Here is a 23,844-nt window from a genome sequence, read left to right on the forward strand (position 1 = left end):
GCCCCATAGATTGCCCTCGGCGATGACGGGGGCCGGAATGAGCGAGACGACGGAATACCAGGTGCTGGCGCGCAAATACCGCCCCGCGACCTTTGCCGACCTGATCGGACAGGACGCGATGGTGCGGACGCTGCGCAATGCCTTCGCCGCCGATCGGATCGCGCAGGCCTTCATTCTCACCGGCATCCGCGGCACCGGAAAGACCACGACGGCGCGGATCGTGGCCAAGGGGCTCAACTGCGTCGGGCCGGACGGCACCGGCGGCCCGACGACCGATCCCTGCGGCGTCTGCGAGCCCTGCGTGGCGATTGCCCAAGGGCGGCATGTCGACGTGCTTGAGATGGATGCGGCCTCGAATACCGGCGTGAACGACATCCGCGAGATCATCGACGGCGTGGCCTATCGCGCGGCCTCGGCGCGCTACAAGATCTACATCATCGACGAGGTCCACATGCTCTCGAACAGCGCCTTCAACGCGCTGCTCAAGACGCTGGAGGAGCCGCCCGCGCATGTGAAGTTCATCTTCGCCACGACCGAGATCCGCAAGGTTCCGGTCACCGTTCTCAGCCGTTGCCAGCGGTTCGACCTGCGCCGGATCGAACCCGAGACGATGATCGCCCATCTGCGCGGCGTGGCCGAGAAGGAGCAGGCGGAGATCGCCGGCGACGCGCTGGCGCTCATCGCGCGCGCGGCCGAAGGGTCGGTGCGCGACGCTATGTCCCTGCTCGATCAGGCGATCAGCCACGGTGCGGGGGAAACCACGGCCGACGGGGTCCGTGCGATGCTGGGCCTCGCCGACCGGGGCCGGGTGATGGACCTGTTCGACCTGATCATGCACGGCGACGCGGCCGGGGCGCTGCTGGAACTCGGTGCGCAATATTCCGACGGGGCGGACCCGCTCGCCGTCTTGCGGGATCTGGCGGAGATCACGCATTGGGTCAGCGTCATTCAGATCACGCCGGAGGCGGCCAACGATCCGACCGTCGCCCCGGACGAACGGGCGCGCGGCCAGGCCTTTGCCCAAGGCCTTCCGATGCGGTCGCTCACCCGTATGTGGCAGATGCTTCTCAAGGCGCTGGAGGAGGTCGGCAACGCGCCCAACGCGATGATGGCGGCCGAAATGGCGGTGATTCGGCTGACGCATGTGGCTGACCTGCCCTCGCCCGACGATCTGGTGCGCAAGCTGCGCGATGCGCCGCCCTCGGGATCCGGCCCGGCGCCGCGCCCCGCCCCCTCGGGTGACGGGGGCGCGCCGGTCGCACGCGTGCGTCATGGCGGCGGCTCGGCCCAGCCCGCGCTGGCCGAGGATCCCGCGCTCGTGCGGTTTCAGACCTTCGACCAGATCGTGGAGTTGATCCGTGCCAATCGGGACGTGAAGCTGCTGGTCGAGGTGGAAACGGGTGTGCGGCTGGCCCGCTATGCGCCCGGCCGGATCGAGTTCGAGCCCACGCCCGACGCCGCGCCGGATCTCGCAGCGCGCCTTGCCGGGCGGCTTCAGGGATGGACGGGCGTCCGCTGGGGCGTGTCGCTCGTCTCGGAGGGCGGTGCGCCAACGATCGCGGAGACCCGCGACAGCGAGTTGCGCGAGGCCGAGCGGGCCGCCCTCGCCCACCCGATGACGCAGGCGATCATGGACGCCTTTCCCGGTGCCGAACTCGTCGAAATCCGCACGCGAGCCGAGATCGCGCAGGAAGCGGCCGAAGGGGCGCTCGCCGAAGTCGAGGATGAATGGGATCCGTTTGACGAAGGGTGATGGGTGGCGGAACGGCACCACGGAGCCCGAAGCCACGTTCGGCTTGGCAAAGACATCCCTCAACAGGAACCGACTGCAAGCAAGGCCACCCGGGGACGGCCTGAGGCTTTTCGAGCGACTCTGCGTTCTCGATGAAACCCAAATGCGCCCTGCTCCGTTTCACCTCCGAAAACCGCACTGAAAAAGGAGACCCCCATGCCCGAGAGCTTTGTTCAAGGCCTCAAGAGCCAGACCCAATCGCAGATGATCGACCTCCTGAATGCCCGCGTGGCCGATAGCGTCGACCTGACGCTGGCCGTCAAGCAGGCGCATTGGAACCTGCGCGGTCGTGGCTATATCGGTGTGCACGAATTGCTCGACGATGTTGCCGAGCGTCTTCGTGAGCAGACCGACACGATGGCCGAGCGCGTGGCGATCATGGGCGGCTTCGCCCGCGGCACGACGCAGGAAGCGTCGAAGAACACGACGCTCGAGCCCTATCCGGTCGAGCTGACCGACATCAAGGAACACGTCCGCGAACTCGTGTCCCGCTTCAAGCAGCACGGCGCCAACCTCCGCGAGGCGATCGACGCCGCGGGCGAGGCAGGCGACGACGATGCCGAGGACCTGTTCACTGAGGTCAGCCGCCAAGTCGACAAGGATGCCTGGTTCATCGGGGCGAACGCGCCGCAGGACTGAATGCCGAACACCCGATACGAGACGAAGGGGCCGCTCCCGCAGGGTGACGCATTCCGTGTGGTGGGAGCTTTGAAAACACAGACTTGTCGCGCGACGCGCGGCAGGTCATTGCTATTGTTCAACAAGTTGCGGCAGTCATGACCGGAAAAAGCTGACGGAAATCCGAGACTTTTTTCTCGGAAGCAAGCCCCGCCTGCTTGAGCGAAGAAACTTCCGGAATCTTGGACATTTCCTCTTCCGATCCCAGAAATACAGCCAATATCCTTCGACCACAAGCTTGACCTTCGCACGAGGCGGAGATCGCGGACGAATGTCCGCATCGACTTCAATCCAAGCAGATTCTCTGGTCTTTGGTCGGAAAACGACTCGAGGCAGAGCCGCGGATATCCGAGGTTCTGATGACAAGCTTGGCAACACTCAACTTCAAGCTCTCCCAGCTCTATCCTGGCGCGGGGGAACATTGCATCAACACATGCGCGAACCCGGACTGCTCGAACTTCGGGCATCCGCTGACGGGTCGTGCCACCCGCAAGTCCATATGGGAGGAAAAGCGTCCTGACCTGACGCCAGAGCAACTGAAGTTCGTGGAGATGCATGGGCCGGGTGCCTACAAGCTCGCAGGCGCGAGCGAGAAGCACCGCCGAATCTCTCGCGTATTTGCCTACCAGAACAATCCGCACGTCTGGTCCGATCAACGCACTATCCGGTGCCTGGGCCAAACTCATGAGGGCAAAATCTGCGACTCCGGCTTCTCAATCCTGTCGCCGGACCACCTCGACGAGGAGATCGACAGACTCCGGAACTTCAATGGCGTTCTCGACGGACCCTCATGCGGAGCCTGCGGCAAGCGGTTTCTGGATGACCCTGACGAGTTCGCCCTGGACGGCGTCCATGAGCGATCGAAGGATCGCAAGGGGCAACCTGTTCGCCAGAAGAGGACGCCCACGTCTCTTCGCGTGCTTCACAAGCCCTGCCGGGGGAAGAAGGGCGCGCGCTTCTCCGTCTCGCTGCCTCATGCCGGCCAGAAGACGACCGCCGACAATCTTAGGATTCTCGGAGCAGTGCTGAACAGCGCCGGGATCGTCGATGTCCAGCGCTCGATCGGGATCGCTGGCAAGAAGATCGGCATGTCGCGGATCTACGACCGCATCGAATGGCTCGAAGGAGTTTTTCTCGCATACGAGCGCGAGATGCTCCGCAGATGGAACGACAAGGTCGAACAAAGCGGTAAAGCAGTCGAACACCTTCTCAGCCACGACGACATGGTCCTGACGGTAAACTGGGAGACTTCGACTGACAGACGCAATACACAGCTCAACTGCGCAATCACAGCAGATGCACGCAGCGGCTATGTTTATCGCCTCGATGTCGACTTCGACCCCCGCGCCACACCTCTGGATACGTTCAACGCGACATATCTCGACCAGGCCGGGATGCCGCAGAACCTCGAGCATCTCTATCCGAACAGCAAGGTGCAGTCGGCCCCGAAGTTCTCGTGGCAACGGCCGACAGGCCGATATCACGAGCCGCAGTTTTTCGCGGCCTGCGTCAACGAGATCAAGGCATTTCAGAGCCGAGCGAAGCGCCGAATGCCGAAGAAAGACAAGAGCCAGCAGGCCGCACGCTCTGCTTTGATCCAGCGAACGAAGGGCATGATTGCCAACATCCGGATGATCTCGGAGGGATGGTTCGGCTTCCCAATCGACGAATCCGAGGAGCGTGGTTCGTTCAAGGGCATGACGACCAGGGACATTTACACAAAGGGCGCCCATTTTGCGCTCCTGAAGGAGATACTTTCGCGAGGATCAATCGTCCTCACCACCGAGCAGGAAGCAACCTTGCCGCCTCTGCTTCCGCATATCTTCGACGAGGAGATCCGGGAAGACCGGTTCGCCTGGATGGCCATGAGCTTCAACAAGAAGGCAACGAAGCCGGAGAAGCTCGACAAGGTGAAGGAATATCGAAAGGCGCGAAAGCAGTTCCATAATGACGGCATGTATGCTGGCCGCTTCGACCCGGGAACGGACGCGCAGACGGTAAGTGAGGCGTTCATCGCCGATCGTATGGCGACAGCCCTCCGGGGAACTGCCGCGCATTTTCAGATCTCGAACTATCAGTCCGAGGTATTTCCGGCGCTCTGGGTTCGGTCCGCCACACAGGCAAGCGGCGAAATCGACAAAACTGTCGGCTTTCCCATCTTGCCGCGCCACATGCGTAGGACGCTAAAGAAGCTGCCGTTCGACCAAGAAGAGCTGAGCCAAGACCTGCGCGAAGAGCTCGCGCCATGGGTTTACAAGGCGACGCTTCAACCGGTCAGCTCCTTCATGAACTCTCTTCGCGAGAGGATGAGCGTCGCCGCCCGGGCCGGCAGTGGAGGTGCTCGCGTGGGCGGCTCTTACGTTCAGGGCGCGATCTTCAATCCCAGAACACTGATCGCACTCCTGAACATCTATCGCGTTCACTATAACTTCTTCGAACCCCGGCCCTACACATGCCCCTACGAGGAGATTGACGACCTCGTCGATCCTCCGAAGCTGACACCGCGCGCGCTGCGGATACCCGGAACGGATGAGTTCGTTGATCTTCCGCCGCGGGCGCGACGTTCTCGCGCGCGTATGACGCCGGCCATGCGCCATGGCATGGACGCCTTCACGCAGCGCAATGATGGCACACAGGACCCGCCCGACATCTACCGGATGCTGTATCGCCCGTGGCTCTACATGGGCACCAAGCTCGGAGCGCGGTTTGAGCGATCCCGGGGTCGACAAAAACACCAGGTGCCAGCCTCGTCATAGGTCATGCGCCTGACGAAAAAAGCCTTTCGCTATGCGGCGACTGAACCAATATCTTGATCTCACAAGGTCCATACACGCGGCCGCGGTGGCAAGCACACGAGTATGCTCACGTGAGGCAAGTAGATGATTTCAGGAGCTTAGGATGAACGCTGACGAGTTGGAAGCCAGGCTTGGGCTGCTTCCTAAGGGAGAAAACGAATATCGTGTTACTGCCTGGGAGAGCACCGACTTGGAGTTCAAGCGAGATATGGCGGTCGCGACATTTCGGAAAGCACTGAAGACCATCGCGGCGTTTGCGAACAAGAATGGCGGGATCATTGTGTTCGGGGTCTCCGATAATCCTCGCATGCTCGTCGGGCTCAACGGTCAAGTCTTGGACGAAGGTCAACAATCAGAGCAAATCGCCTCGGTCATCTCGCCGATTCCCACCACGCACTTCGCTACGCTCGATATTCATGGTCGTGCCATAGGGGTGCTACTCGTCGAGCCGCTATCGAAGCCACCTGCCATCGCAATAAAAGATCTCTCGGGAGCTCAAGGCACCGACAATATTCTACGCAAGGGCACGGTCTACACTCGTCGAAGAGGGCAGACTGCTCCCATCACCGGAGAAGAGTTCTCACAACTTTTGCTGTCGCGGGATGAGAGAATCCGAAGCGAAATATTCGCATACCTGGGCCGAGGCCGTGAAATCGGATTTGACCAAGTTGTTGTTGCCGACCCGAGAAGCGATTCGGAAGATGGCAATGAAGAGATGACTTTCTATCTTCCCGCCACAGCTGCATCCAACATGAACGTCATCGACAGGGGAACTTTGGTGCAGGAAGGCGGTGCGCCGGCCTACAAGCTCGTAGGAAATGTTCAGCTATCGACGCCTGCTGACAAAGATCCGCGAAATCCGAAGCGTCCTTCCGATGCAGTCGAGGAGATGCGCCCCACTATCGTGGAGGTTTTTGGAGCTGCGTTTCCTTGGTCGCATTTTCACTTGCGTAGAGCAGCGGAACATCTCGGGTTCTGGAACCAACCAGAAGGGGACAAGACCCATACCGGCGTAGAACCTATCACAGGGACGACGCTTTATTACGCCAGGGCGCGCGATGCAGTATCCCAGTTTGCGAGGCAGACACCAGACGACTTTGTTGAAGTTGTCGGCTCACAGAAAACACAGCAGGCTTGGAAGCAAAGCCGCACCGAGGTCGTCGATGTGGATGAGCCAGGAGGTGAAGGGTGAGAGTTGGTCTAAAGCTAACTTGCCATAGAAGCGGACATCTCTCCGGAAGGTCATGAGTTGGGCCGCGACCGTTTCGATCGCGGCCCTTTGCTTCTTGAGGTATCGCTGAGCCGCCAGCCTCCCACCGTGCGGAATGCGTCACCCGCAGGGGGCGGCCTTTTTGCATGGGCCGGCCGCGCTTGCGGCGCCGGTGCGGACGTCCTACCTCGGAGAGGACCTCTGAAGAGAAGGAACAGACGGATGTTGAAGGGATTGGGCGGCCTCGGCGACATGGCCGGAATGATGAAGAAGGCGCAGGAGATGCAGGAGAAGATGGGCGAGGTGCAGGAAAATCTGTCGTCCATTACTGTAACCGGCGAAAGCGGCGCGGGTCTGGTCAAGGCCACCGCGACCGCCAAGGGCGAGTTGACGGCGCTCGACATCGATCCGTCGATCTTCGACGCGTCCGAGAAGGAGATGGTCGAGGACCTGATCCTTGCCGCCATCAAGGACGCGCAGGCCCGCGCCACCGAGCGGTCGCAGCAGGAAATGTCGAAGATCGCCGAGAGCCTCGGCCTGCCGCCGGGCATGAAACTGCCGTTCTGAGTTCTTGGACGGCACGCGCGATATCGAGGCGTTGATCGACCTCATGGCCCGCCTGCCGGGCCTCGGCCCGCGCTCTGCGCGTCGGGCCGTCCTGCATCTGCTTAAGAAGCGGGAGACGCACCTTCTGCCGCTGGCGCAGTCGCTGGACCGGGTGGGCCGGTCGGTACGTGACTGCCTCAATTGCGGCAACCTGACCACCGGCGACATCTGCCGCATCTGCGAGGACCCGGAACGGCAGAACGGGCAGATCTGCGTGGTGGAGGACGTCGCCGACCTCTGGGCGATGGAACGCGCGCGCGTCTTTCCCGGCCGGTATCACGTTTTGGGCGGCACGCTGTCGCCGCTCGACGATATCGGACCCGAAGACCTCGCCATTCCGAAGCTGCGCGATCGGATCGCCGCCGAGGAAGTCACCGAGATCATCCTCGCCCTCAACGCCACGGTCGAGGGTCAGACGACCGCGCATTACGTTGCGCGCGAAGTCGGTGTTGCAAATATAACGATTTCGGGGCTTGCGCAGGGGGTCCCGGTCGGAGGAGAGTTGGATTATCTGGACGACGGCACATTGAAGGCCGCATTATCCTCGAGAAAACCGTTCTAGCCGTCAGGATTCGAACCACCGAACCGACGGCGTCGGTGTCGTTTGTCCCCGAAGCGGGAGAGTGACGCAAAGTGGGGTCCGCCAAATGCGCAACGCGATCAAGGCCGCTCTGTCTGCGCTGACACCCAAGGGTCGCATCGCCGGACATCGCAACCTTGCATCCGGAGCCGGACAGGAGGCCGAACTCCGCCGCTTTTCCCTCCCGATACCGGCGGCGGGCAGCGGAGCGCTCGCGCTTTTCGACATCGACGGCCTCAAGCAGGTGAACCATCAGCATGATTTCGACACGGGCGACCGGCTGCTCGATGCGGTGGGCGACACGTTGCGCCGGGCCCTGCCGACGGGTGGCGGGCTGGAACGGTCGGAAGGCGGGCGATTTCTCATCTGGCTGCCCGACAAATGCGTGGAGGAAGCCCGTCAACCGATCGAGAATCTTCGCCGCCTCGCCAGCCTGACCGTCGTCGAGGGCTTCCGGCACAAGGTCACGTGCAGCCTGTCCACCGCACTTGTCACCGTGGCGCCCGAGGAGGGCCGCACCCGGGCGGTCCTGCGCGCGGATGCGCTTCTGGCGCGGGCCAAGGCTCTCGGCGGCGATCGGCTTGAAGTGCAGGCCCAGCTTAATATCCCCTCGCTGGCCCCGCCGCTGGCCGAGGTCGAGGCCGCAATCGCTTCCCACGCGCTGGAATATCACGTCCAGCCAATCTTCGACCTGCGCCCGGAGACGCCGCGCGCCGTGGGGGTCGAGGCGTTACTGCGATGGAACCGGGACGACGGCTCGATTCTCGGGCCGGCGGGATTCATGGACACGCTGAACCGAATTCCCGAGGCGGGGTCGGCCATCCTGCCCGAATGCGCAGCAAATGCCGCCCTGCCCTTCGCCACGGGCGAGGCGCCTCTGTTCGTGACCTTCAACATCACCGGCGCGGTGCTGGACGGCAAGGGCAGCGCGGGCTGCCGCTGGCTGAGCGCGGTGCTGGAACGCGTTCCGGCCAAACGACTCGTGCTCGAGATCGTGGAGACGGCGGTGATCGTCGCGCCGGAGCGCGCCGCCGATCTGATCGGACGGCTGCGCGCGCAGGGTGTTCGCATCGCACTGGATGATTTCGGCACCGGCTTGTCCAACCTCGAACGGCTGCGCCGGTTTCCCGCCGATTTCATCAAGATGGACCGGGCCTTCGTCGCGGGGCTCGGGGGCGACGGGCGCGAGGAGGCGATCCTCGAGAGCATGATATCCCTCGCGCGGGGCCTCGGCATCGATCTTGTCGCCGAGGGGATCGAGACGGAGGAACAGGCCGCCACGTTACGAACCCTAGGCATACATCTCGGGCAAGGCTACGGCCTCGGCCGGCCGGCCCCGGCCGCGGAATGGGCCGAAAGGTTCGGTCGCAGCTAGCGCATCGGGGCGAGCAACGCATCGCCCTGCGTGCAGTCGCGAACCACATCCGCGCCGCAGGTGCGCGGCTCCAGATCGCGCGTGAGGCAAATGCGGACTTCCTGAATTCGCCCGGCGCGGCAGGTGACGGTCACGCCGTCCGCCTCCATCGTCGGGTTCGCCTCCAGGAACGCCGCCTCGACCACTTCGGCCGGCAAGGTTACGGCCCGCTCCAGCCCCCGCAGGACGTCCGGCCGAACGACGCTGTCATAAGCCGCGCGCGAGGTCGCGAAGTAGCCGTGCGCGTTCATCCCAGAGCAGGTGCCGTGCTTTCGCCATTGATGCAGGGCCAGACCGGAGGAGCCCATGATGCCGGCCATCCGCTCCGTCTGTGCGCGTGTCGCGGCACGCGCAGATGTCGGGCACCGGGACGGCCAGCCATTCTCGTATTGCGGCCACAGACCGTGCAACGTGAAGCCATGCCCCTGCCCGGCCTCGCATTGCGGCGAAGCCCGCGCATCGCCCTCCAGCGCACACCAGGTCGGCGTCCAGGACAGCGACAGGACGTAATAGTCGAACGCGCCCGCCCTCTCCCCCTCGGCGAGGACGGGGGCGGCGAAAAGCGAAAGCAGCGCGAGCAGGCGGATCATATCAGGGGGTTCCACATTTCTTGGTCGCAGCCTATATAGCCCGCCAAGTTCCCCGAAAGCGAGAACGCGCGGCCCAGCCGCAGCCCCTGATCCGGGCGACGCAAAAGTCATGTCTTGAAGGAGGCAGAAATGAACAAGCCGATTATGGCCAAGGCCACCGCCGTCTGGCTGGTCGACAATACCACGCTGAGCTTCCGGCAGATCGGCGATTTCTGCGACCTGCACGAATTGGAAGTGCAGGGCATCGCCGATGGTGACGTGGCCGTGGGCGTCAAAGGCTTCGACCCGATCGCCAACAAGCAGCTGACCGCCGAGGAGATCGAGCGTGCCGAGAAGGATCCGTCGCATCGGCTCCGCCTGCTGAACAACCCGGCCTCCGCGGGCGAGGAAAAGCGCCGCGGCCCCCGCTACACCCCGCTGTCCAAGCGGCAGGACCGGCCCAACGCGATCCTCTGGCTGGTGAAGTTTCACCCCGAACTGGCCGATGCGCAGATCTCCAAGCTGATCGGTACGACGAAGCCGACGATCCAGTCCATCCGGGAGCGGACGCACTGGAACATCCAGCAGATGCAGCCGATCGACCCGGTCGCGCTCGGCCTGTGCAAGCAAACGGAACTCGATGCCGCCGTTCAGAAAGCCGCCCAGAAGCAGGCCGCATCAGGCCAAGTGATGGATGACGACGCACGCCGCAAGCTCGTCTCGACGGAACAGTCCTTGTCCGACGAATCCGGCGATGCCCGGATGCCGACGGCGATTTCGGGGCTGGAAGGCTTCACCCTGTCGGGCAATTCCGAGGACGAGGAGCCGGAGGACAAGCGCGACGTGTCCGATGCCGACAGCTTCTTCAACTTGCCCGACGATGCGGACGAGGACGACGACGAAGACCGCTGACGACAGCGCAGAATTTTCCCAATGGACCGACCGAGGCCGCCCGGAAGGGCGGCCTTTTCGCGTCTGCGCCGGCCCCTTCAGGCGTTGAGCGACTCGATGTAGCGGCGCAGTTCGGATGCTTCCTGCCGGGCCTCGCGCAGCCCCTCCATCGCCGCGCTGCGATCCGCCTCCGTCGCGCTCAGCTTCGTCGTCAGCTCCTGCTCGCGGAACCGCAGATAGGTAATCGCCTCGTCGCGCTGCTCCTCCGCATCGTGCAGCGCCTTGGCCATCTCCTCCAGCTCGGCCACGTCGGACACGGTCACGCGGCTGAACCGGTGGACGAGCCATGAGGCGAACCAGCCGAGGACGAAGGCGATGAACAGGATGACCGCGATCGCGATGACGAATTCGGTGCGGTTCATGATCCGTCCTCTTCCGATGGCACAGCATCTTCCGTCGCGGTCTCAAGCGTCGTGTCAACATCGCCGGAGGGTGCCTCTGTCGGGGCCTCGACCTCGGCTTCGGGCATCTCGTCGCGACGGCCCAGCAGAACGAAGGTGATGCGCCGGTTTTCCTCCCGTCCGGCTTCCGTCGCGTTGTCGGCGACCGGCTGCGCTTCGCCGTAGCCCTTCGCAACCATCTGCCCCGGCCGCGCCCCACGCGCGATCAGCGCGGCGCGCACCGCTTCGGCCCGGCGCAACGACAGGGCGAGATTGCCGCCCTCGCTGCCTTGGCTGTCGGTATGGCCTCCGATTTCGAAGACCGCGCGGGCACATTCGTCGAGCTTCGCGCGCAGCTTGGCAAGCTGGCCGTCCCCCGCCGCCTCAATCACGTCCGCACCCGGCGCGAAGGTCAGCTTCTGCTCCGTCAGGATCGCGTTCAGCTGCTCCTCGCATTCCCGCGGCGTGGGGATGTTCAGAAGCGGATCCAGCTCCTCGTCATAGCTCACGTCGATGCGGAAGTTGGCCTCCGCGCCGAGCTTGTCGCCGAGCAGGCCGGAAATCCGGGCCCCCGCCCGCTGCTCTCCGGTGACGCCGCGCACGACCACGAGATCGGGCTGGACGATCACGACACCGTTGTTCAGCCGCGACAACGCGTCGAGCGCGGCCAGCACCCGGCCGGGCCAGCCCCTCGGCAAGGTCGGATCCTCGCGCGTGGCGATATAGGTTTTCGAGACGCCGAACCGCGCCCGCCCGTAAGACAGGACCGCCGCCGCCTGCGCCTCGTCGTAAAGCCGGCCGCGCAGTTGCACCTGACCCTCGGGCGACAGGGTGGCGACGAATTCGGGCGTCCCGGCCTCGTTCTCGCCGGTTCCATCGATCTTCGTCGGCTCGGGCAGGACGGCCGACAGGACGAACAGATCAGGCAGCGCGGTCTTCAGTTCGGCCATCTCGGTCTCGAACCGGTCCGGGTCCGCCCCTTCCTGCGCGACGAGCGAAACATCGGCATCCGAAAGCGTCAGCGAACCGCCGCCGACCCGGCCCAATGCGGCGATTCCCTCGGCCGCCGCCTCGCCCCATGAGGCCGAAGGCACGCCCAAGCCAAGGACGCAGTCGGCGCGCCCCTCGAAACCCGTCTCGCGCGCCGCCGCGACGATCCGCGCCTCGGCGGCGAGTGAATCCACCGCACAAGCCTCGAAGCGCGGCGTCCCGTCGGGCGGAATGACATAGCGCAGCGTGAAGGGCGTAATGACCGGGCGCGGCGCGGCGATATCCAGCCGTAGCGCAACGCCGGACGGCGCGAGACGGCTCAGCTCGCGTTCGAGCCGGATTTTCTCCTCGTCGCTATCGGCGACGGCGGTGACGGCCACCCGCCCGGGCTCGACCGAGACCTTGGCGTGGTGCAGATCAGACAGCGTCGACAATGCGAATCGCAGCGTCTCGTCCCAGCTATCGGCGACCGGATGGTCTGCCCGCTCGACCATGTTGACGATCTCGAGAAACTCCGCCCGCGCCGTCCGGTCGAGCAGCGTGTCGAGCAGGTCATCGTCGCGCGCGGGCACCAGGCCGATCAGCGAGACGTCATCCTTGTTGCGCAGGATCTCCAGCGAGAACCGTGGCGCCACGGCCCCTTCGCGCGGCACCACCTGCATGGCGTCGACGATGCGGCCGGGATCGACCACGCTGCCCGCCGCCGTCACCGCGCGAAAGCGCGACGGCTCGTCCGGTGCAGTGCCGGTCAGAATCAGCTGCAGCCCGTCGGTCTGCGCGTCGGCCCATTCGATGCCGGTCTGCGAGAAGGTTGCGGTCACGGCGGCACGCGACCGTTCCTCGACGAAGTCTGCGCCGAACCAGGCACCGCCGGCCGCTGCGGCGGCGGCGAGCGCGAAGGCGGCGATGGATGCGAATTTGAACTTGCGGCTCATCAGATGTCTTTCATCCTCCGCCGGGTGCTTATCCGCACCACCATCAGCCCGCAATCAGAGGAGCGCGGCGGCGGCGAAAAACGGCAGAGGGATGAGCCCGGTCGTCCGGTTGGAGCGAAAGAGCGCGAGACAGCGGGCCGGGTCGTCGATGTCGAGCCGCGCCAATTGCCAGCCCATGTGCCAGCCCATCGCCCCGAGCCCCGCCAGCCCGACCAGCGCCGGCAGGAGCGGCAGCGCCACGAGGACGGCTGACCCCATCAGGATCGCCGTCGCCGCGGCGAAGCCCCGCAGCCAAGGTTGCGGCTCGCGCCCGAAACGCCGGGCAGTGGATCCCACCCCGATCAGCGCGTCGTCCTCGACATCCTGATAGGCGTAGATCGTGTCGTAAAAGAGCGTCCAGGCGATGCCGCCGAGATAAAGGAGCACCGGCGGCCAGCCGAGGGCCCCGGTCTGCGCCGCCCAAGCCAGCAGCGCACCCCAGTTGAACGCAAGGCCCAGGAAGATCTGCGGCCACCAAGTGAAACGCTTGGCGAAGGGGTAGATTGCCACGGGGACCAGTGCGAGGATCCCCAGCCCGATCGCGATCGGCGGGAAGGTGAACAGGATCAGCGCCGACATCCCCACCTGCACCCCCATCCAGCGCAGCGCCTGACGCACGCTGACCCGGCCCGACGGGATCGGTCGGGAGCGCGTCCGCGCCACGCTCGCGTCGATGTCGCGGTCGGTCACGTCGTTCCATGTGCAGCCGGCCCCGCGCATCAGGAAAGCGCCCGCCGCACAGGCAAGCGCAAGCCAGATCGTCACCGGGCGGAACCCTGTGGCCGCGACAGCGAGCGAAAGCCCCCACCAGCACGGGATCAGCAGCAGCCAAGTCCCGATCGGCCGGTCCGCCCTGCTCAGGCGCAGATAGGGCCGCATCGGCGCGGGCGCGTGGGTATCGACCCAGTTGCCCTTGACGGCGTCGGCCACCTGTCCTTGATCGGACGTGTCGGTCATCGCGCGGGGTTCCCCATGGACAGCAAAGTCAGGCTGCATGTAGCCGCACCGGTCGCATCGGGACAAGCGGTGGAGCTGAGCCGCGAGCAGGTCCATTATCTGTCGGGGGTCATGCGCCTGTCGGTCGGCGACACCCTCACCGTGTTCGACGGCCGCTCCGGCGCATGGCGCGCGCGAATTGCCACGCTGTCCAAGCGGAGTGGGGAGTTGACCTGCGAGGAACAGGTTGCGCCGCAGCGCGATCCGCCGGATCTGTGGCTTCTCTTCGCGCCGATCAAGAAGGCGCGCACGGACTTCATCGTCGAGAAGGCGACCGAGCTCGGCAGCGCCCGCATCCTGCCCGTGCGCACCGATCACACCAATTCCGAGCGTATCCGCCGCGACCGCCTGCAGGCCCACGCCATCGAAGCCGCCGAGCAATGCGGCGGAACCTTCGTCCCCGAAGTCGACGAGATCGCGCCGCTGTCGGGCCTGCTGGATGATTGGCCCGAGGGCCGGGCGCTGATCTTCTGCGACGAGGCCCTGTCGGAGGACCCGACATGGAGAGAGGCGAATGGGTCCCGCACCAGCACGGCGCAGCGCCTGCCCCCTGCCCCTGCCGCCATCCTGATCGGGCCGGAGGGCGGCTTCTCCCCCGAGGAGCGCGAGCGCCTGCGCGCCCATCCGGCGACCGCCGCCATCGCGCTCGGCCCCCGCATCCTGCGCGCCGACACGGCGGCCGTCGCGGCCCTGACCCTGTGGCAGACCGCACAAGGCGACTGGGGTTGAGCCGGGAACCGTCCGAGCCCGGCCCGCGTTTTTCCGATTCAGGAATCTCGTAATAATGGCAGGATATTGCAATGGTCACGACAGTCGGAACAGGAAGCGATCCCAAAACGGTCGTCTCGGACCTCATCCAACTCGAACGCGACGCGATCGCGGCATACGACACCACGATCGACCGCCTCACGAATGCCGAGGCGAAGGGGAAGATCGACGAGTTCAAGCAGGACCACCTGCGCCACCTCGAAGAGTTGGAGGGCTTCGCCCGCGATCTGGGGGCCGACATTCCAACCGACACCGATGCCAAGGCGATGCTGACCCAGGGAAAGGTAGCGATTGCGGCCTTGGGCAGCGACGAGGCGGTGCTCGGCGCGATGTCGACCAACGAGACCGACACGGTAACCGCCTATCGCAACGGCTGCGACAACGCGTCGCTGCCCGATACGATGCGCCCGATGCTGGAGCGTGCGCTCGAGGACGAGCAGCGGCACAAGACCTGGATGGACAGCGCCTCCGCCTGATCTTGTCCACAGGGGCGCGGGCGTGATCCGCCCGGAACTCGCGGCGCGCCTGCGCCCTTGGCGCGAGGCCCTGATCGGGGTCGGAGCATTGACGCTCGGTCTGTGGCTCGCGGTGGCGACGGGGGGCATTCCTGCGTTGCTCGGGTTGGCGGCGATGGCCGTCGGTTTGGTCCTCGCCGTCTCCGGCCTGCGGCGTGCCCGGCTCTCGGCCACCGGCGATGCACCGGGTATGGTCGAGGTGATTGAGGGCCGTGTCACCTATATGGGCCCCACGAATGGCGGAACGGCCGAACTCGACGACATGACGGAGATCGTCTTCGTCCGTCCCGAACAGGGGCCGGCCGGTTGGGTCATCGCACAGGACGGGGGTGCGCCGCTGATGGTTCCGGACGGCGCGCTCGGGGCGGACAAGCTTCTCGATGCCCTCTCCGCCCTGCCGGGGCTGAATTCCGGCGCCATGGTCCGCGCAACCCGCACGGGACGGGGGACATCACGCGTGATCTGGCGGCGGCATCCGTCCAACGACCATTCGCGCGCCTTGACTTGAGCGGGGGGCGCGGTCACTCGTCCCCCCGACGACGACGCGAGAGGCCCCGATGTCCATTCCACAATCCGGCGGCGGGCCGATCACCGACCACGCGCAGCTTGCCGAATATCTTGCATCCGGCTGCAAGCCCGAAGCCGAGTGGCGCATCGGGACCGAGCATGAGAAGTTCGGCTTCCGCACCGATACGCTGACCCCCCTCCCTTATGAGGGCGACCGCTCAATCCTCGCCGTCCTGTCCGGCCTGCGCGACCGCTTCGGCTGGTCTCCGGTCGAGGAGGGCGGCCGTCTGATCGGGCTGGAGAAGGACGGTGCCAACGTCTCGCTCGAACCCGGTGGCCAGCTCGAGCTGTCCGGCGCTCCGCTCGAGAACATTCACCAGACCTGCGACGAGGTGAACGACCACCTGCGCGAGGTAAAGGCGGTGGCGGAGCCGCTGGGCGTCGGCTTCATCGGGCTGGGCGCCGCCCCGATCTGGCGGCACGAGGACATGCCCCTGATGCCCAAGGGCCGCTACAAGTTGATGGACGGCTATATGGGCCGAGTCGGCACGATGGGGCGCGTCATGATGCGGCGCACCACCACGGTGCAGGTCAATCTCGATTTCGCCTCCGAAGCCGACATGGTGAAGAAGCTGCGCGTGGCGATGGCACTGCAATCGGTGGCGACGGCGCTGTTCGCCTCCTCGCCCTTCTTCGAGGGGAAGGTGAACGGTCACAAATCCTGGCGCGCCCGCGTCTGGCGCGATCTGGACGAGGACCGCACCGGCATCCCCGCCTTTGTCTTCGAAGACGGCATGGGCTTCGAGCGGTGGGTGGACTACGCGCTCGACGTGCCGATGTACTTCATCTACCGCGACGGCCGCTACATCGATGCGCTGGGTCAGTCGTTCCGCGATTTCCTGCGCGGGGAACTGCCCGCCCTGCCGGGTGAAAAGCCGACGCTGAGCGATTGGGCCGACCACCTGACGACGCTGTTCCCCGAAGCGCGGATCAAGAAATACATGGAGATGCGCGGCGCCGATGGCGGCCCGTGGCGCCGGCTCTGCGCGCTCCCCGCCTTCTGGGTGGGCCTGATGTATAATGCGACGTCGCTGGACGCGGCTTGGGACCTCGCAAAGGACTGGGATCAGGAGACGCGCCTCGCCCTGCGGGTCGCGGCAAGCGAGGATGGGCTGCAGGCCAAAACCAACGGCGTGCGGATGCACGATCTTGCGCGCGAATTGCTGGCAATCTCCGAAGCCGGCCTGAAGGCGCGAGCGCGGGAGGGCGCGGGCGGCCTGATCCCCGACGAGACGCACTTTCTCAACGCCCTGAAAGAGAGCGTCGAGACCGGACGCACCTATGCCGACGAACTCCTTGACGATTATCACGGACCGTGGGGCGGCGACCTGACGCGCATCTTCGCGGAGCGCGCCTACTGACCGAGGCCGTTGCGCTCGGGCAACATGCGTGAAGCTGCGGCAACCGGAGCTTGCGCCGGGCTGTCGGTCCGGTCTGATCTTTGCCTAGTGCAGCGCGACCGGAGGTCCCCGAACATGCGTGATTTCTTCATCAAGGCTCTCGACAATCTTGTCGGGATCATCGTGATCCTCGGCGCGGTCGGGATCGTGATTTCGGCGGGCGCCGCGCTGCTCGCGCCCAACGGCGGCGGCGTGCTCATGGCGCTGGCGATCCTCATTGGCGGATCGATCAACCTGATCCTGCTTGGCGGCTTCATGTATCTGGGCCTCGGCATCTACCACAACACCCGCCGCATGGCCGATGCGATGGATCGCGACGCGGCGCCTCGCTGATCACCTTCGTTGCACGAGGTCGGCCATAAAGGCCACGACCTTGGCGCGCGGCATCTCGCACGGCTTCAGCAATGGGCCACGGTCCAGGCGGTAGAGGTTGAAGCTGATGTAGTCCGATCCGTCAAGCGCGCGGGCCACCAGCTTCTCCGATGCGCCGCGTGAAAAGAGGGTCCGCGTGACGATCCAATCCACGCCTGCCACTTCGGTGCGAAACGTGCCGAGCGGCAAGTCGTGCAACGCCGCCGAAACCGTTTCCGCGTCGGTCACTTGCGCCCGATCCGCGGCTCCTCGCCCCGGCGCAGGCGGGAGATGTTGCCGCGATGGAACCAGACGACCATTACAGCGAAGACGGTCGCCAGAAACGCCGCCTCGGGCCGCAGCATCAGTGCCCAGAACGGCACCGACGCCGCCGCGACGATTGCGCCCAGCGACGAGATCCGCGTCACCGCCGCCGCCGCAAGCCAGGTGCCGCAGGCCGCGAGACCCAGCGGCCAGGCCAGCGCCAGCATCGTGCCGAGGAACGTCGCCACGCCCTTGCCGCCACGAAAGCCAAGCCAGACGGGATAGGCATGGCCGAGAAATGCCAAGAGCGCCGCAACCTGCGCCGCATCCTCGCCGAAGGTCGTGCGCGCCATCAATACCGCGAACCCGCCCTTTCCGGCATCCCCGATCAGCGTCAGGAACGCCGCGAGCTTGTTGCCCGTGCGCAGCACGTTGGTCGCGCCGATATTGCCCGATCCGATGGTTCGCAGATTGCCCAACCGGAACAGGCGCGCCATGACGATCCCGAACGGCACCGCGCCGAGGAAATAGGACAAAACCGCGGTCACGGCGAGCCACTCGATCGGCGTGACGAAATCAGGCATGTGCGTTGTTCCGGTCGAAGATGCGGGTTCCGCCCACCCAAGTTCCGATCACCCGTCCCTCCATCCGCGCGCCGTCGAACGGCGTGTTCTTCGACTTCGACGCCATCGTCCAGCGGTCCAGCACGAAGGGCGCATCGGGGTCGAACAGAACCAGATCGGCCGGTGCGCCGACCTCCAGCGTCCCGCCTTCGAGCCCGAGCCGCCGCGCCGGATTGGTCGACAGCGCCCGCCACAGCGACGGCAGGTCCAGATGCCCCGCATGGACCAGCCGCATCGCCGCCGGCAGCAGCGTCTCCAGCCCCACGGCACCGGGCGCGGCCTCCTCGAAGGGCAGGCGCTTCGACTCCTCGTCCTGCGGCGTATGCATGGACGAGATCACGTCGATCGCCCCCTCGGCGAGCGCCGCGACCATGGCGACCCGGTCGTCCTCGTCCCGCAGAGGCGGCGTCACCTTGAAGAAGGTGCGGTAATCGGCAATGTCGAGCACGTTGAGCGTCAGGTGATGGATCGAAATCCCCGCCGTCACATCGAGCCCCGCCGCCCGCGCCCGCACCAGCGCAGGCAGCGATGCGGCGCAGGTGATCTGATCGAGGTGATAGGCGACGCCGGTCGCCTCCACGAGCGCAAGATCGCGCTCCAATCCCATCCGCTCGGCCAGCGGCGCGACGCCGGGCAACCCGCGCAGCGACGCGAACTTGCCCGACGTGATGCAGGCCCCCCGGCTGAGCCCCGGATCCTGCGGATGCCCGACGACCAGCGCGCCGAGCGACCGCGCATAGGTCAGGCAACGGCTCAGGACCCTCGTATCCTCGACCACATGCGTCCCGTCGGTGAAGGCCACGGCGCCGGCATCGCGCAGGAAGCCAATCTCCGTCATCTCGCGCCCCGCGCGCCCCTTGGTCAGCGCGGCCATGTGCCGGACACGGACGACCGATTCGGCGGCGCGTGCGCGCACATGTTCCAGCATCTCGGGTCCGTCGATCACGGGGATTGTATCGGGACGGCAGACAATCGTCGTCACGCCCCCCCGCGCGGCGGCCCGCCCGGCGGTGCGGAAACTCTCCTTGTGGCGCTCGCCCGGTTCCCCGACCTTGACGCCCACATCAACGATCCCGGGGGCAAGGCACCGGCCGCCGCAATCCACGACCTCCGACGCCGGGCCCGGCGCGGCGATCCGCCCGTCCTCGATGCGCAACTCGCCCGGCGCGTCAGTCCCGGAGACCGGGTCGATCAAGCGGACATTGGTGAAGAGGGTCGTGCTCATGACGCTTGTGCTAGCCGGGCCCTGTCCCGCTGTCCATCGCGCGCGTCAGGCCAGAACCACGAGCAGCGCCGCCAGCACCAGCGCGGCGACCACGATCCAGACGATCGTGCCGGTGCCGAGACCACGCCGCGCAGGCTCCTCCGGGCTGTCCCTCGGCGTGGGCGGCACGTCGGTGCTGCGGGGAACGGCACGCTGACTCATGTCGGCCTCGGCGGGCGCATAGCTGCCGATATGCGTCAGTTCCGGCGTCAGTTCGAGCTTGTCCACGCCCTCCACCGCGCGCGGCGCCAACACCACCACATCCCCCGACAAGGCATCGAGCTTGGCCGCATCCGGCGCCAGAGCCACATCTGGAATGTCGTGCGCCTGCGCCAGATAGGTTCGCAGCCCGATCGGATGCACATCGCGCACGGCAAAGACCTCGGCATAGGTTGCGTCGATCTCGGCCCCGAACGCCTCCGACAACGGCGTCTCGCCGGGTTCCTCGCGCATTTGCGACAGATACGTCTGGTGCGGCAGCTTCAGCGCCCCGTCGGAGACGGCGAAAACGTGGATGCGCGGGTCGCGGGGGAGAAGTTCGATGGGCATGTGCGGTCCTTCGGGCTCGGGGTTCCATCGGTGAACGCGCAGAGCCCGGCGGCGGTTCGCCCCCTGTCCGCCCGGCGATCGCGCCGACGCCGCCTCCGTCAGACGCCGTTCACGCGTTCCCGGAGGTTCCGCGCCAGAAGATCCATCGCCGCCATACGGACGGCCACGCCCATTTCCACCTGCTTTTGGATGACGGACCGGTTTATGTCGTCGGCAAGCGTGCCGTCGATCTCCACCCCCCGGTTCATCGGACCGGGATGCATGACGATCGCGTCGGGTTTGGCCGCCCTGAGCTTTTCCGCGTCCAATCCGAAGCGGTGATAATATTCCCGCTCCGACGGGATGAAGGCACCGTCCATCCGCTCCCGCTGAAGGCGCAGCATCATCACCACATCCGCGTCGCGCAGACCCTCGGCCATGTCGTCGGTAACCTCCACGCCCAGCTCCCCGACCTGCGCCGGCATCAGCGTCGGCGGTCCCACGAGACGGACCCGGTTCTCCATCTTGCCCAGCAGGATCAGGTTCGACCGCGCCACCCGGCTATGGGCGATGTCCCCGCAGATCGCGACGGTCAGCCGGTGCAACCGCCCCTTGGCCTGGCGGATCGTCAGCGCATCGAGCAGCGCCTGCGTCGGATGCTCGTGCCGCCCGTCGCCGGCGTTGAGAACCGCGCAGTTCACCTTTTCCGCCAGCAGATTGACCGCGCCGGAATGCGGATGCCGCACCACCAGCAGATCCGGCCGCATCGCGTTGAGCGTCAGCGCCGTGTCGATCAGCGTCTCGCCCTTTTTCAGGCTGGAGGCCTGCATTGCCATGTTCATGACATCCGCGCCGAGGCGCTTGCCCGCGATCTCGAAGGAGGCCTGCGTCCGGGTGGACGCCTCGAAGAACATGTTGACCTGCGTCAGTCCGGCCAGGGCATCGCCATGGCGATCGCCCCGGCGCTGGGCCTCGGCGTAGTGGTCCGCACGGTCGAGCAATGCGGTAATCTCGGCGGGATGCAGGGGCTCGATGCCGAGGAGGTGGCGCTGGGTGAAGGTCATGGACCGCTTGTCGCCGCGCTGCCCGGCCGGTTCAACCCTTCGCGCACGCAGGGCGGGCGATCCGGCGCAACAATCGGGCCGCCGGGGCGAGCCTTTCCCCCGGCGGCCGGCCGCGCTACGTCCACGGCATGGAACCCGATCTCGATCCCCACGCCGCGCGCGCCGCGCTCGAATGGCTCATCGAGATGGGCTGCGACGAGGCGATCGGCCCGTCTCCGGTGGACCGCTACGCTCTTCCGGCGCGGATGCCGGCGCCCGCGCGCGCCAAGACGCCTCCGCCCGATTCCGTCCCGCAATTCGCCCCCGCATCGGCGGCACCGGAGGATCCCGTCGCGGCGGCGGAACGTGCCGCCGCCGGCGCCGCCGATCTTGCGGGCCTCAAGGCGGCGATGATGGCCTATCCCCATTGCGACCTGCGGCTCGGGGCGAAATCGCTGGTCTTCTCCGACGGGGATCCGGCCGCGCGCGTGATGATCGTGGGCGAGGCGCCCGGACGCGAGGAGGACCGCCAGGGCAAACCGTTCGTGGGCCAGGCAGGGCAGCTTCTCGACCGGATGCTGGGCGCGATCGGGCTGGCGCGGCAGGCCGAGGATCCCGCGCGTGCCATCTATATCACCAATGTCCTGCCCTGGCGCCCTCCTTCGAACCGCGATCCCGCGGCCGACGAGGTGGCGATGATGCTGCCTTTCCTGCGCCGGCACGTTGAACTGGCGGCGCCCGAGATGCTTGTCGTGATGGGCAACCATGCGGCTTTCGCATTGTTGGGAAAGCGCGGCATCACGCGGCTGCGCGGAGCCTGGAGCGAGGCGCTCGGCCTGCCGGTCCTGCCGATGCTCCACCCTGCCTACCTCTTGCGCCAGCCCGCCGCGAAGCGTGACGCCTGGGCGGATCTGCTCTCCCTCGCCGCCCGGCTGGACGAACCGCCGTCGTGACCATCCCGCTTCTTCGCTTGAGAAACACCTCAGGGAGCGCGAGGGACTTTCCCCTCGCTCCCGCACTACCAAGAAGGAACACCGCCCGATGACCTACACGCCCCCCAAAATCTGGACGCCCTCCGAATCCGGCGGCCGGTTCGCCTCGATCAACCGCCCCGTGGCGGGCCCGACGCATGAAAAGCCATTGCCCGAGGGAGAGCATCCCTACCAACTCTACTCTCTGGCCACGCCCAACGGGGTCAAGGTGACGATCCTGTTCGAGGAACTCATCGAGGCCGGGCACGACATCGAATACGACGCCTGGCTCATCGACATCGGCGAGGGCGACCAGTTCGGCTCCGGCTTCGTCGCGGTGAACCCGAATTCGAAGATCCCCGCCCTGCTCGACCGGACCGGCCCCGAACCGGTGCGTGTGTTCGAAAGCGCGGCGATCATGCTTCACCTCGCCGAGCGCTACGACGCCTTCCTCGGCCAGCCCCGCAGCGAAATGCTCTCCTGGCTGTTCTGGCAGATGGGCTCCGCGCCGTTCCTCGGGGGCGGCTTCGGGCATTTCTACGCCTATGCGCCCGAGAAGCTGGAATATCCGATCAACCGCTATACGATGGAGGCGAAGCGGCAGCTCGACGTGCTCAATCGCCACCTCGCCGAGAACGAATGGATGGCGGGCGACTACTCCATCGCCGACATGGCGATCTGGTCGTGGTATGGGCAGCTTTGCCTCGGGCGGCTCTACGACGCGGCGACCTTCCTGTCGGTTCACGAATACGAGCACGTCATGGAATGGGCGCGGCGCATCGATGACCGCCCCGCGATCCGGCGCGGCCGGATGGTGAACCGCAACTTCGGCGACGACGAGTCCCTGAAGCTGCCGGAACGCCATTCGCGCGCCGACTTCGACCGCTGAGCGCCCCCCGCGACCCCCAACCAGAAAGAGGCGCATGTCCGAGCGAGAGTTCCTCCCCTGCCGCATCGCTGTCCTGACGGTCAGCGATACGCGAACCGAGGCCGACGACCAGTCCGGCAACACGCTTGTCGAACGGCTGGGGGCGGCGGGGCATGTGCTTGCCGACCGCGCGATCCTTCCCGACGATCGCGCGGCGGTGGCGGCACGATTGCGGGAATGGTGTGCCGATACGGCCATCGATGTAGTGATCAGCACGGGCGGCACGGGACTGACGGGGCGCGATGTTTCGGTCGAGGCGCACCGGGATGTGTACGAGAAGGAGATCGACGCCTTCGCGACGATGTTCACGCTCGTCTCGATGCAGAAGATCGGCACCTCCGCCGTGCAATCGCGCGCCTGTGGGGGCGTGGCGGGGGGCACCTATCTCTTCGCGCTTCCGGGCTCGCCCTCGGCCTGTCGCGACGCCTGGGACGAGATTCTCGTGCATCAGCTCGATTACCGGCACCGGCCCTGCAACTTCGTAGAGATCATGCCCCGGCTGGACGAACATCTGCGGCGGAAGTGATCGACTTCCCCTTGGGACCATGACCGCGCGGCAAATGACTTCCAAGGACTGCGCGCTCGGACGAGGCCCGCCTCTGCGACGGATCCTCCCGCCCTGCGGATGTGCTATGGGATACGTGTCCGGAACCGCCTATCTACTGGTGGGTACATCGCCGGAGTTCC

The 23,844-nt window shown here is 65.9% G+C and carries 25 protein-coding genes; 16 read left to right on the forward strand and 9 right to left on the reverse strand.

Going from position 1 to position 23,844, the window contains the following annotated elements; all coding sequences use genetic code 11:
* Positions 1–37 precede the first annotated feature (37 nt).
* The 7 genes from JSE7799_RS06970 (at position 38) to JSE7799_RS07000 (ending at position 9,036) form a co-directional block, all read left to right on the forward strand.
* On the forward strand, positions 38–1,753 hold the full coding sequence (locus JSE7799_RS06970; RefSeq protein WP_055662972.1) for a DNA polymerase III subunit gamma/tau: 1,716 nt from the start codon (positions 38–40) through the stop codon (positions 1,751–1,753).
* 195 nt (positions 1,754–1,948) lie between these two features.
* Positions 1,949–2,431, forward strand: coding sequence for a DNA starvation/stationary phase protection protein Dps (gene dps, locus JSE7799_RS06975; RefSeq protein WP_055662973.1), 483 nt, complete (start codon positions 1,949–1,951; stop codon positions 2,429–2,431).
* A gap of 407 nt (positions 2,432–2,838) precedes the next feature.
* Entirely contained in the window at positions 2,839–5,226 is a 2,388-nt protein-coding gene (locus JSE7799_RS06980) for a hypothetical protein (RefSeq protein WP_144431599.1), read from the forward strand.
* 142 nt (positions 5,227–5,368) lie between these two features.
* Entirely contained in the window at positions 5,369–6,457 is a 1,089-nt protein-coding gene (locus JSE7799_RS06985; protein WP_055662975.1) for an ATP-binding protein, read from the forward strand.
* 240 nt (positions 6,458–6,697) lie between these two features.
* Positions 6,698–7,042 (forward strand): YbaB/EbfC family nucleoid-associated protein, encoded by a 345-nt coding sequence (locus tag JSE7799_RS06990; protein WP_055662976.1) that lies wholly within the window; start codon positions 6,698–6,700, stop codon positions 7,040–7,042.
* Between the two features lie 4 nt (positions 7,043–7,046).
* Complete coding sequence (gene recR, locus JSE7799_RS06995) at positions 7,047–7,643, forward strand: recombination mediator RecR (RefSeq protein WP_144431600.1); 597 nt, start codon at positions 7,047–7,049, stop codon at positions 7,641–7,643.
* Positions 7,644–7,728: 85 nt separating this feature from the next.
* A complete protein-coding gene (locus JSE7799_RS07000) occupies positions 7,729–9,036 on the forward strand; it encodes a bifunctional diguanylate cyclase/phosphodiesterase (protein ID WP_055662977.1) in 1,308 nt (435 codons plus the stop codon).
* On the opposite strand, the gene JSE7799_RS07005 is transcribed toward JSE7799_RS07000, so the two are convergent.
* Entirely contained in the window at positions 9,033–9,665 is a 633-nt protein-coding gene (locus tag JSE7799_RS07005) for a ribonuclease T2 family protein (protein ID WP_055662978.1), read from the reverse strand. The two genes, JSE7799_RS07000 and JSE7799_RS07005, sit on opposite strands and share 4 nt — an antisense overlap.
* Before the next feature lie 129 nt (positions 9,666–9,794).
* Between JSE7799_RS07005 and JSE7799_RS07010 the strand changes: the two genes are divergently transcribed.
* On the forward strand, positions 9,795–10,556 hold the full coding sequence (locus JSE7799_RS07010; RefSeq protein WP_055662979.1) for a DUF1013 domain-containing protein: 762 nt from the start codon (positions 9,795–9,797) through the stop codon (positions 10,554–10,556).
* Positions 10,557–10,633: 77 nt separating this feature from the next.
* Here the strand turns inward: JSE7799_RS07010 and JSE7799_RS07015 are convergent, their stop codons facing one another.
* The 3 genes from JSE7799_RS07015 to ubiA are packed head-to-tail and all read right to left on the reverse strand — an operon-like array spanning position 10,634 to position 13,896.
* Positions 10,634–10,957: a hypothetical protein gene (locus JSE7799_RS07015; protein ID WP_055662980.1), complete on the reverse strand. Its 324-nt coding sequence runs from the start codon at positions 10,955–10,957 to the stop codon at positions 10,634–10,636.
* Complete coding sequence (locus JSE7799_RS07020; protein ID WP_055662981.1) at positions 10,954–12,900, reverse strand: OmpA family protein; 1,947 nt, start codon at positions 12,898–12,900, stop codon at positions 10,954–10,956. The genes JSE7799_RS07015 and JSE7799_RS07020 overlap by 4 nt, the downstream gene beginning before the upstream one ends.
* Before the next feature lie 54 nt (positions 12,901–12,954).
* Positions 12,955–13,896: a 4-hydroxybenzoate octaprenyltransferase gene (ubiA, locus tag JSE7799_RS07025; protein ID WP_055662982.1), complete on the reverse strand. Its 942-nt coding sequence runs from the start codon at positions 13,894–13,896 to the stop codon at positions 12,955–12,957.
* Positions 13,897–13,911: 15 nt separating this feature from the next.
* On the opposite strand from ubiA, the gene JSE7799_RS07030 reads away from it, so the two are divergent.
* The 5 genes from JSE7799_RS07030 (at position 13,912) to JSE7799_RS07050 (ending at position 17,518) form a co-directional block, all read left to right on the forward strand.
* Positions 13,912–14,664, forward strand: a complete 753-nt coding sequence (locus JSE7799_RS07030; RefSeq protein ID WP_055662983.1) for a 16S rRNA (uracil(1498)-N(3))-methyltransferase — start codon at positions 13,912–13,914, stop codon at positions 14,662–14,664.
* Positions 14,665–14,735: 71 nt separating this feature from the next.
* Positions 14,736–15,179 carry a ferritin-like domain-containing protein gene (locus JSE7799_RS07035; protein ID WP_055662984.1) on the forward strand — a complete coding sequence of 148 codons (444 nt, stop codon included), beginning with the start codon at positions 14,736–14,738 and terminating at the stop codon, positions 15,177–15,179.
* A 22-nt stretch (positions 15,180–15,201) separates the two neighbouring features.
* Positions 15,202–15,726, forward strand: coding sequence for a hypothetical protein (locus JSE7799_RS07040; protein WP_055662985.1), 525 nt, complete (start codon positions 15,202–15,204; stop codon positions 15,724–15,726).
* Positions 15,727–15,775: 49 nt separating this feature from the next.
* A complete protein-coding gene (locus JSE7799_RS07045; RefSeq protein ID WP_055662986.1) occupies positions 15,776–17,146 on the forward strand; it encodes a glutamate--cysteine ligase in 1,371 nt (456 codons plus the stop codon).
* 114 nt (positions 17,147–17,260) lie between these two features.
* A complete protein-coding gene (locus JSE7799_RS07050) occupies positions 17,261–17,518 on the forward strand; it encodes a hypothetical protein (RefSeq protein WP_055662987.1) in 258 nt (85 codons plus the stop codon).
* On the opposite strand, the gene JSE7799_RS07055 is transcribed toward JSE7799_RS07050, so the two are convergent.
* From JSE7799_RS07055 to JSE7799_RS07075, 5 genes are all read right to left on the reverse strand, one after another.
* Positions 17,519–17,785 (reverse strand): hypothetical protein, encoded by a 267-nt coding sequence (locus JSE7799_RS07055; RefSeq protein ID WP_245624826.1) that lies wholly within the window; start codon positions 17,783–17,785, stop codon positions 17,519–17,521. It abuts the gene before it with no gap.
* Positions 17,782–18,384 carry a glycerol-3-phosphate 1-O-acyltransferase PlsY gene (plsY, locus tag JSE7799_RS07060; RefSeq protein WP_055662988.1) on the reverse strand — a complete coding sequence of 201 codons (603 nt, stop codon included), beginning with the start codon at positions 18,382–18,384 and terminating at the stop codon, positions 17,782–17,784. Before plsY ends, JSE7799_RS07055 begins: the two co-directional genes overlap by 4 nt.
* On the reverse strand, positions 18,377–19,648 hold the full coding sequence (pyrC, locus tag JSE7799_RS07065; protein WP_055662989.1) for a dihydroorotase: 1,272 nt from the start codon (positions 19,646–19,648) through the stop codon (positions 18,377–18,379). Before pyrC ends, plsY begins: the two co-directional genes overlap by 8 nt.
* A 45-nt stretch (positions 19,649–19,693) precedes the next feature.
* Positions 19,694–20,236, reverse strand: coding sequence for a hypothetical protein (locus JSE7799_RS07070; RefSeq protein WP_055662990.1), 543 nt, complete (start codon positions 20,234–20,236; stop codon positions 19,694–19,696).
* Positions 20,237–20,334: 98 nt separating this feature from the next.
* Positions 20,335–21,279: an aspartate carbamoyltransferase catalytic subunit gene (locus tag JSE7799_RS07075; RefSeq protein WP_055662991.1), complete on the reverse strand. Its 945-nt coding sequence runs from the start codon at positions 21,277–21,279 to the stop codon at positions 20,335–20,337.
* A 128-nt stretch (positions 21,280–21,407) separates the two neighbouring features.
* Here JSE7799_RS07075 and JSE7799_RS07080 point away from each other — a divergent pair, with 128 nt between their 5' ends.
* From JSE7799_RS07080 to moaB, 3 genes are all read left to right on the forward strand, one after another.
* On the forward strand, positions 21,408–22,211 hold the full coding sequence (locus tag JSE7799_RS07080; protein ID WP_055662992.1) for a uracil-DNA glycosylase: 804 nt from the start codon (positions 21,408–21,410) through the stop codon (positions 22,209–22,211).
* 88 nt (positions 22,212–22,299) lie between these two features.
* Entirely contained in the window at positions 22,300–23,118 is an 819-nt protein-coding gene (gene yghU, locus JSE7799_RS07085) for a glutathione-dependent disulfide-bond oxidoreductase (RefSeq protein ID WP_055662993.1), read from the forward strand.
* A 34-nt stretch (positions 23,119–23,152) separates the two neighbouring features.
* Complete coding sequence (moaB, locus tag JSE7799_RS07090) at positions 23,153–23,683, forward strand: molybdenum cofactor biosynthesis protein B (protein ID WP_055662994.1); 531 nt, start codon at positions 23,153–23,155, stop codon at positions 23,681–23,683.
* Positions 23,684–23,844 lie beyond the last annotated feature (161 nt).

This window comes from Jannaschia seosinensis, assembly GCF_001408515.1.
Lineage (GTDB): Bacteria > Pseudomonadota > Alphaproteobacteria > Rhodobacterales > Rhodobacteraceae > Jannaschia > Jannaschia seosinensis.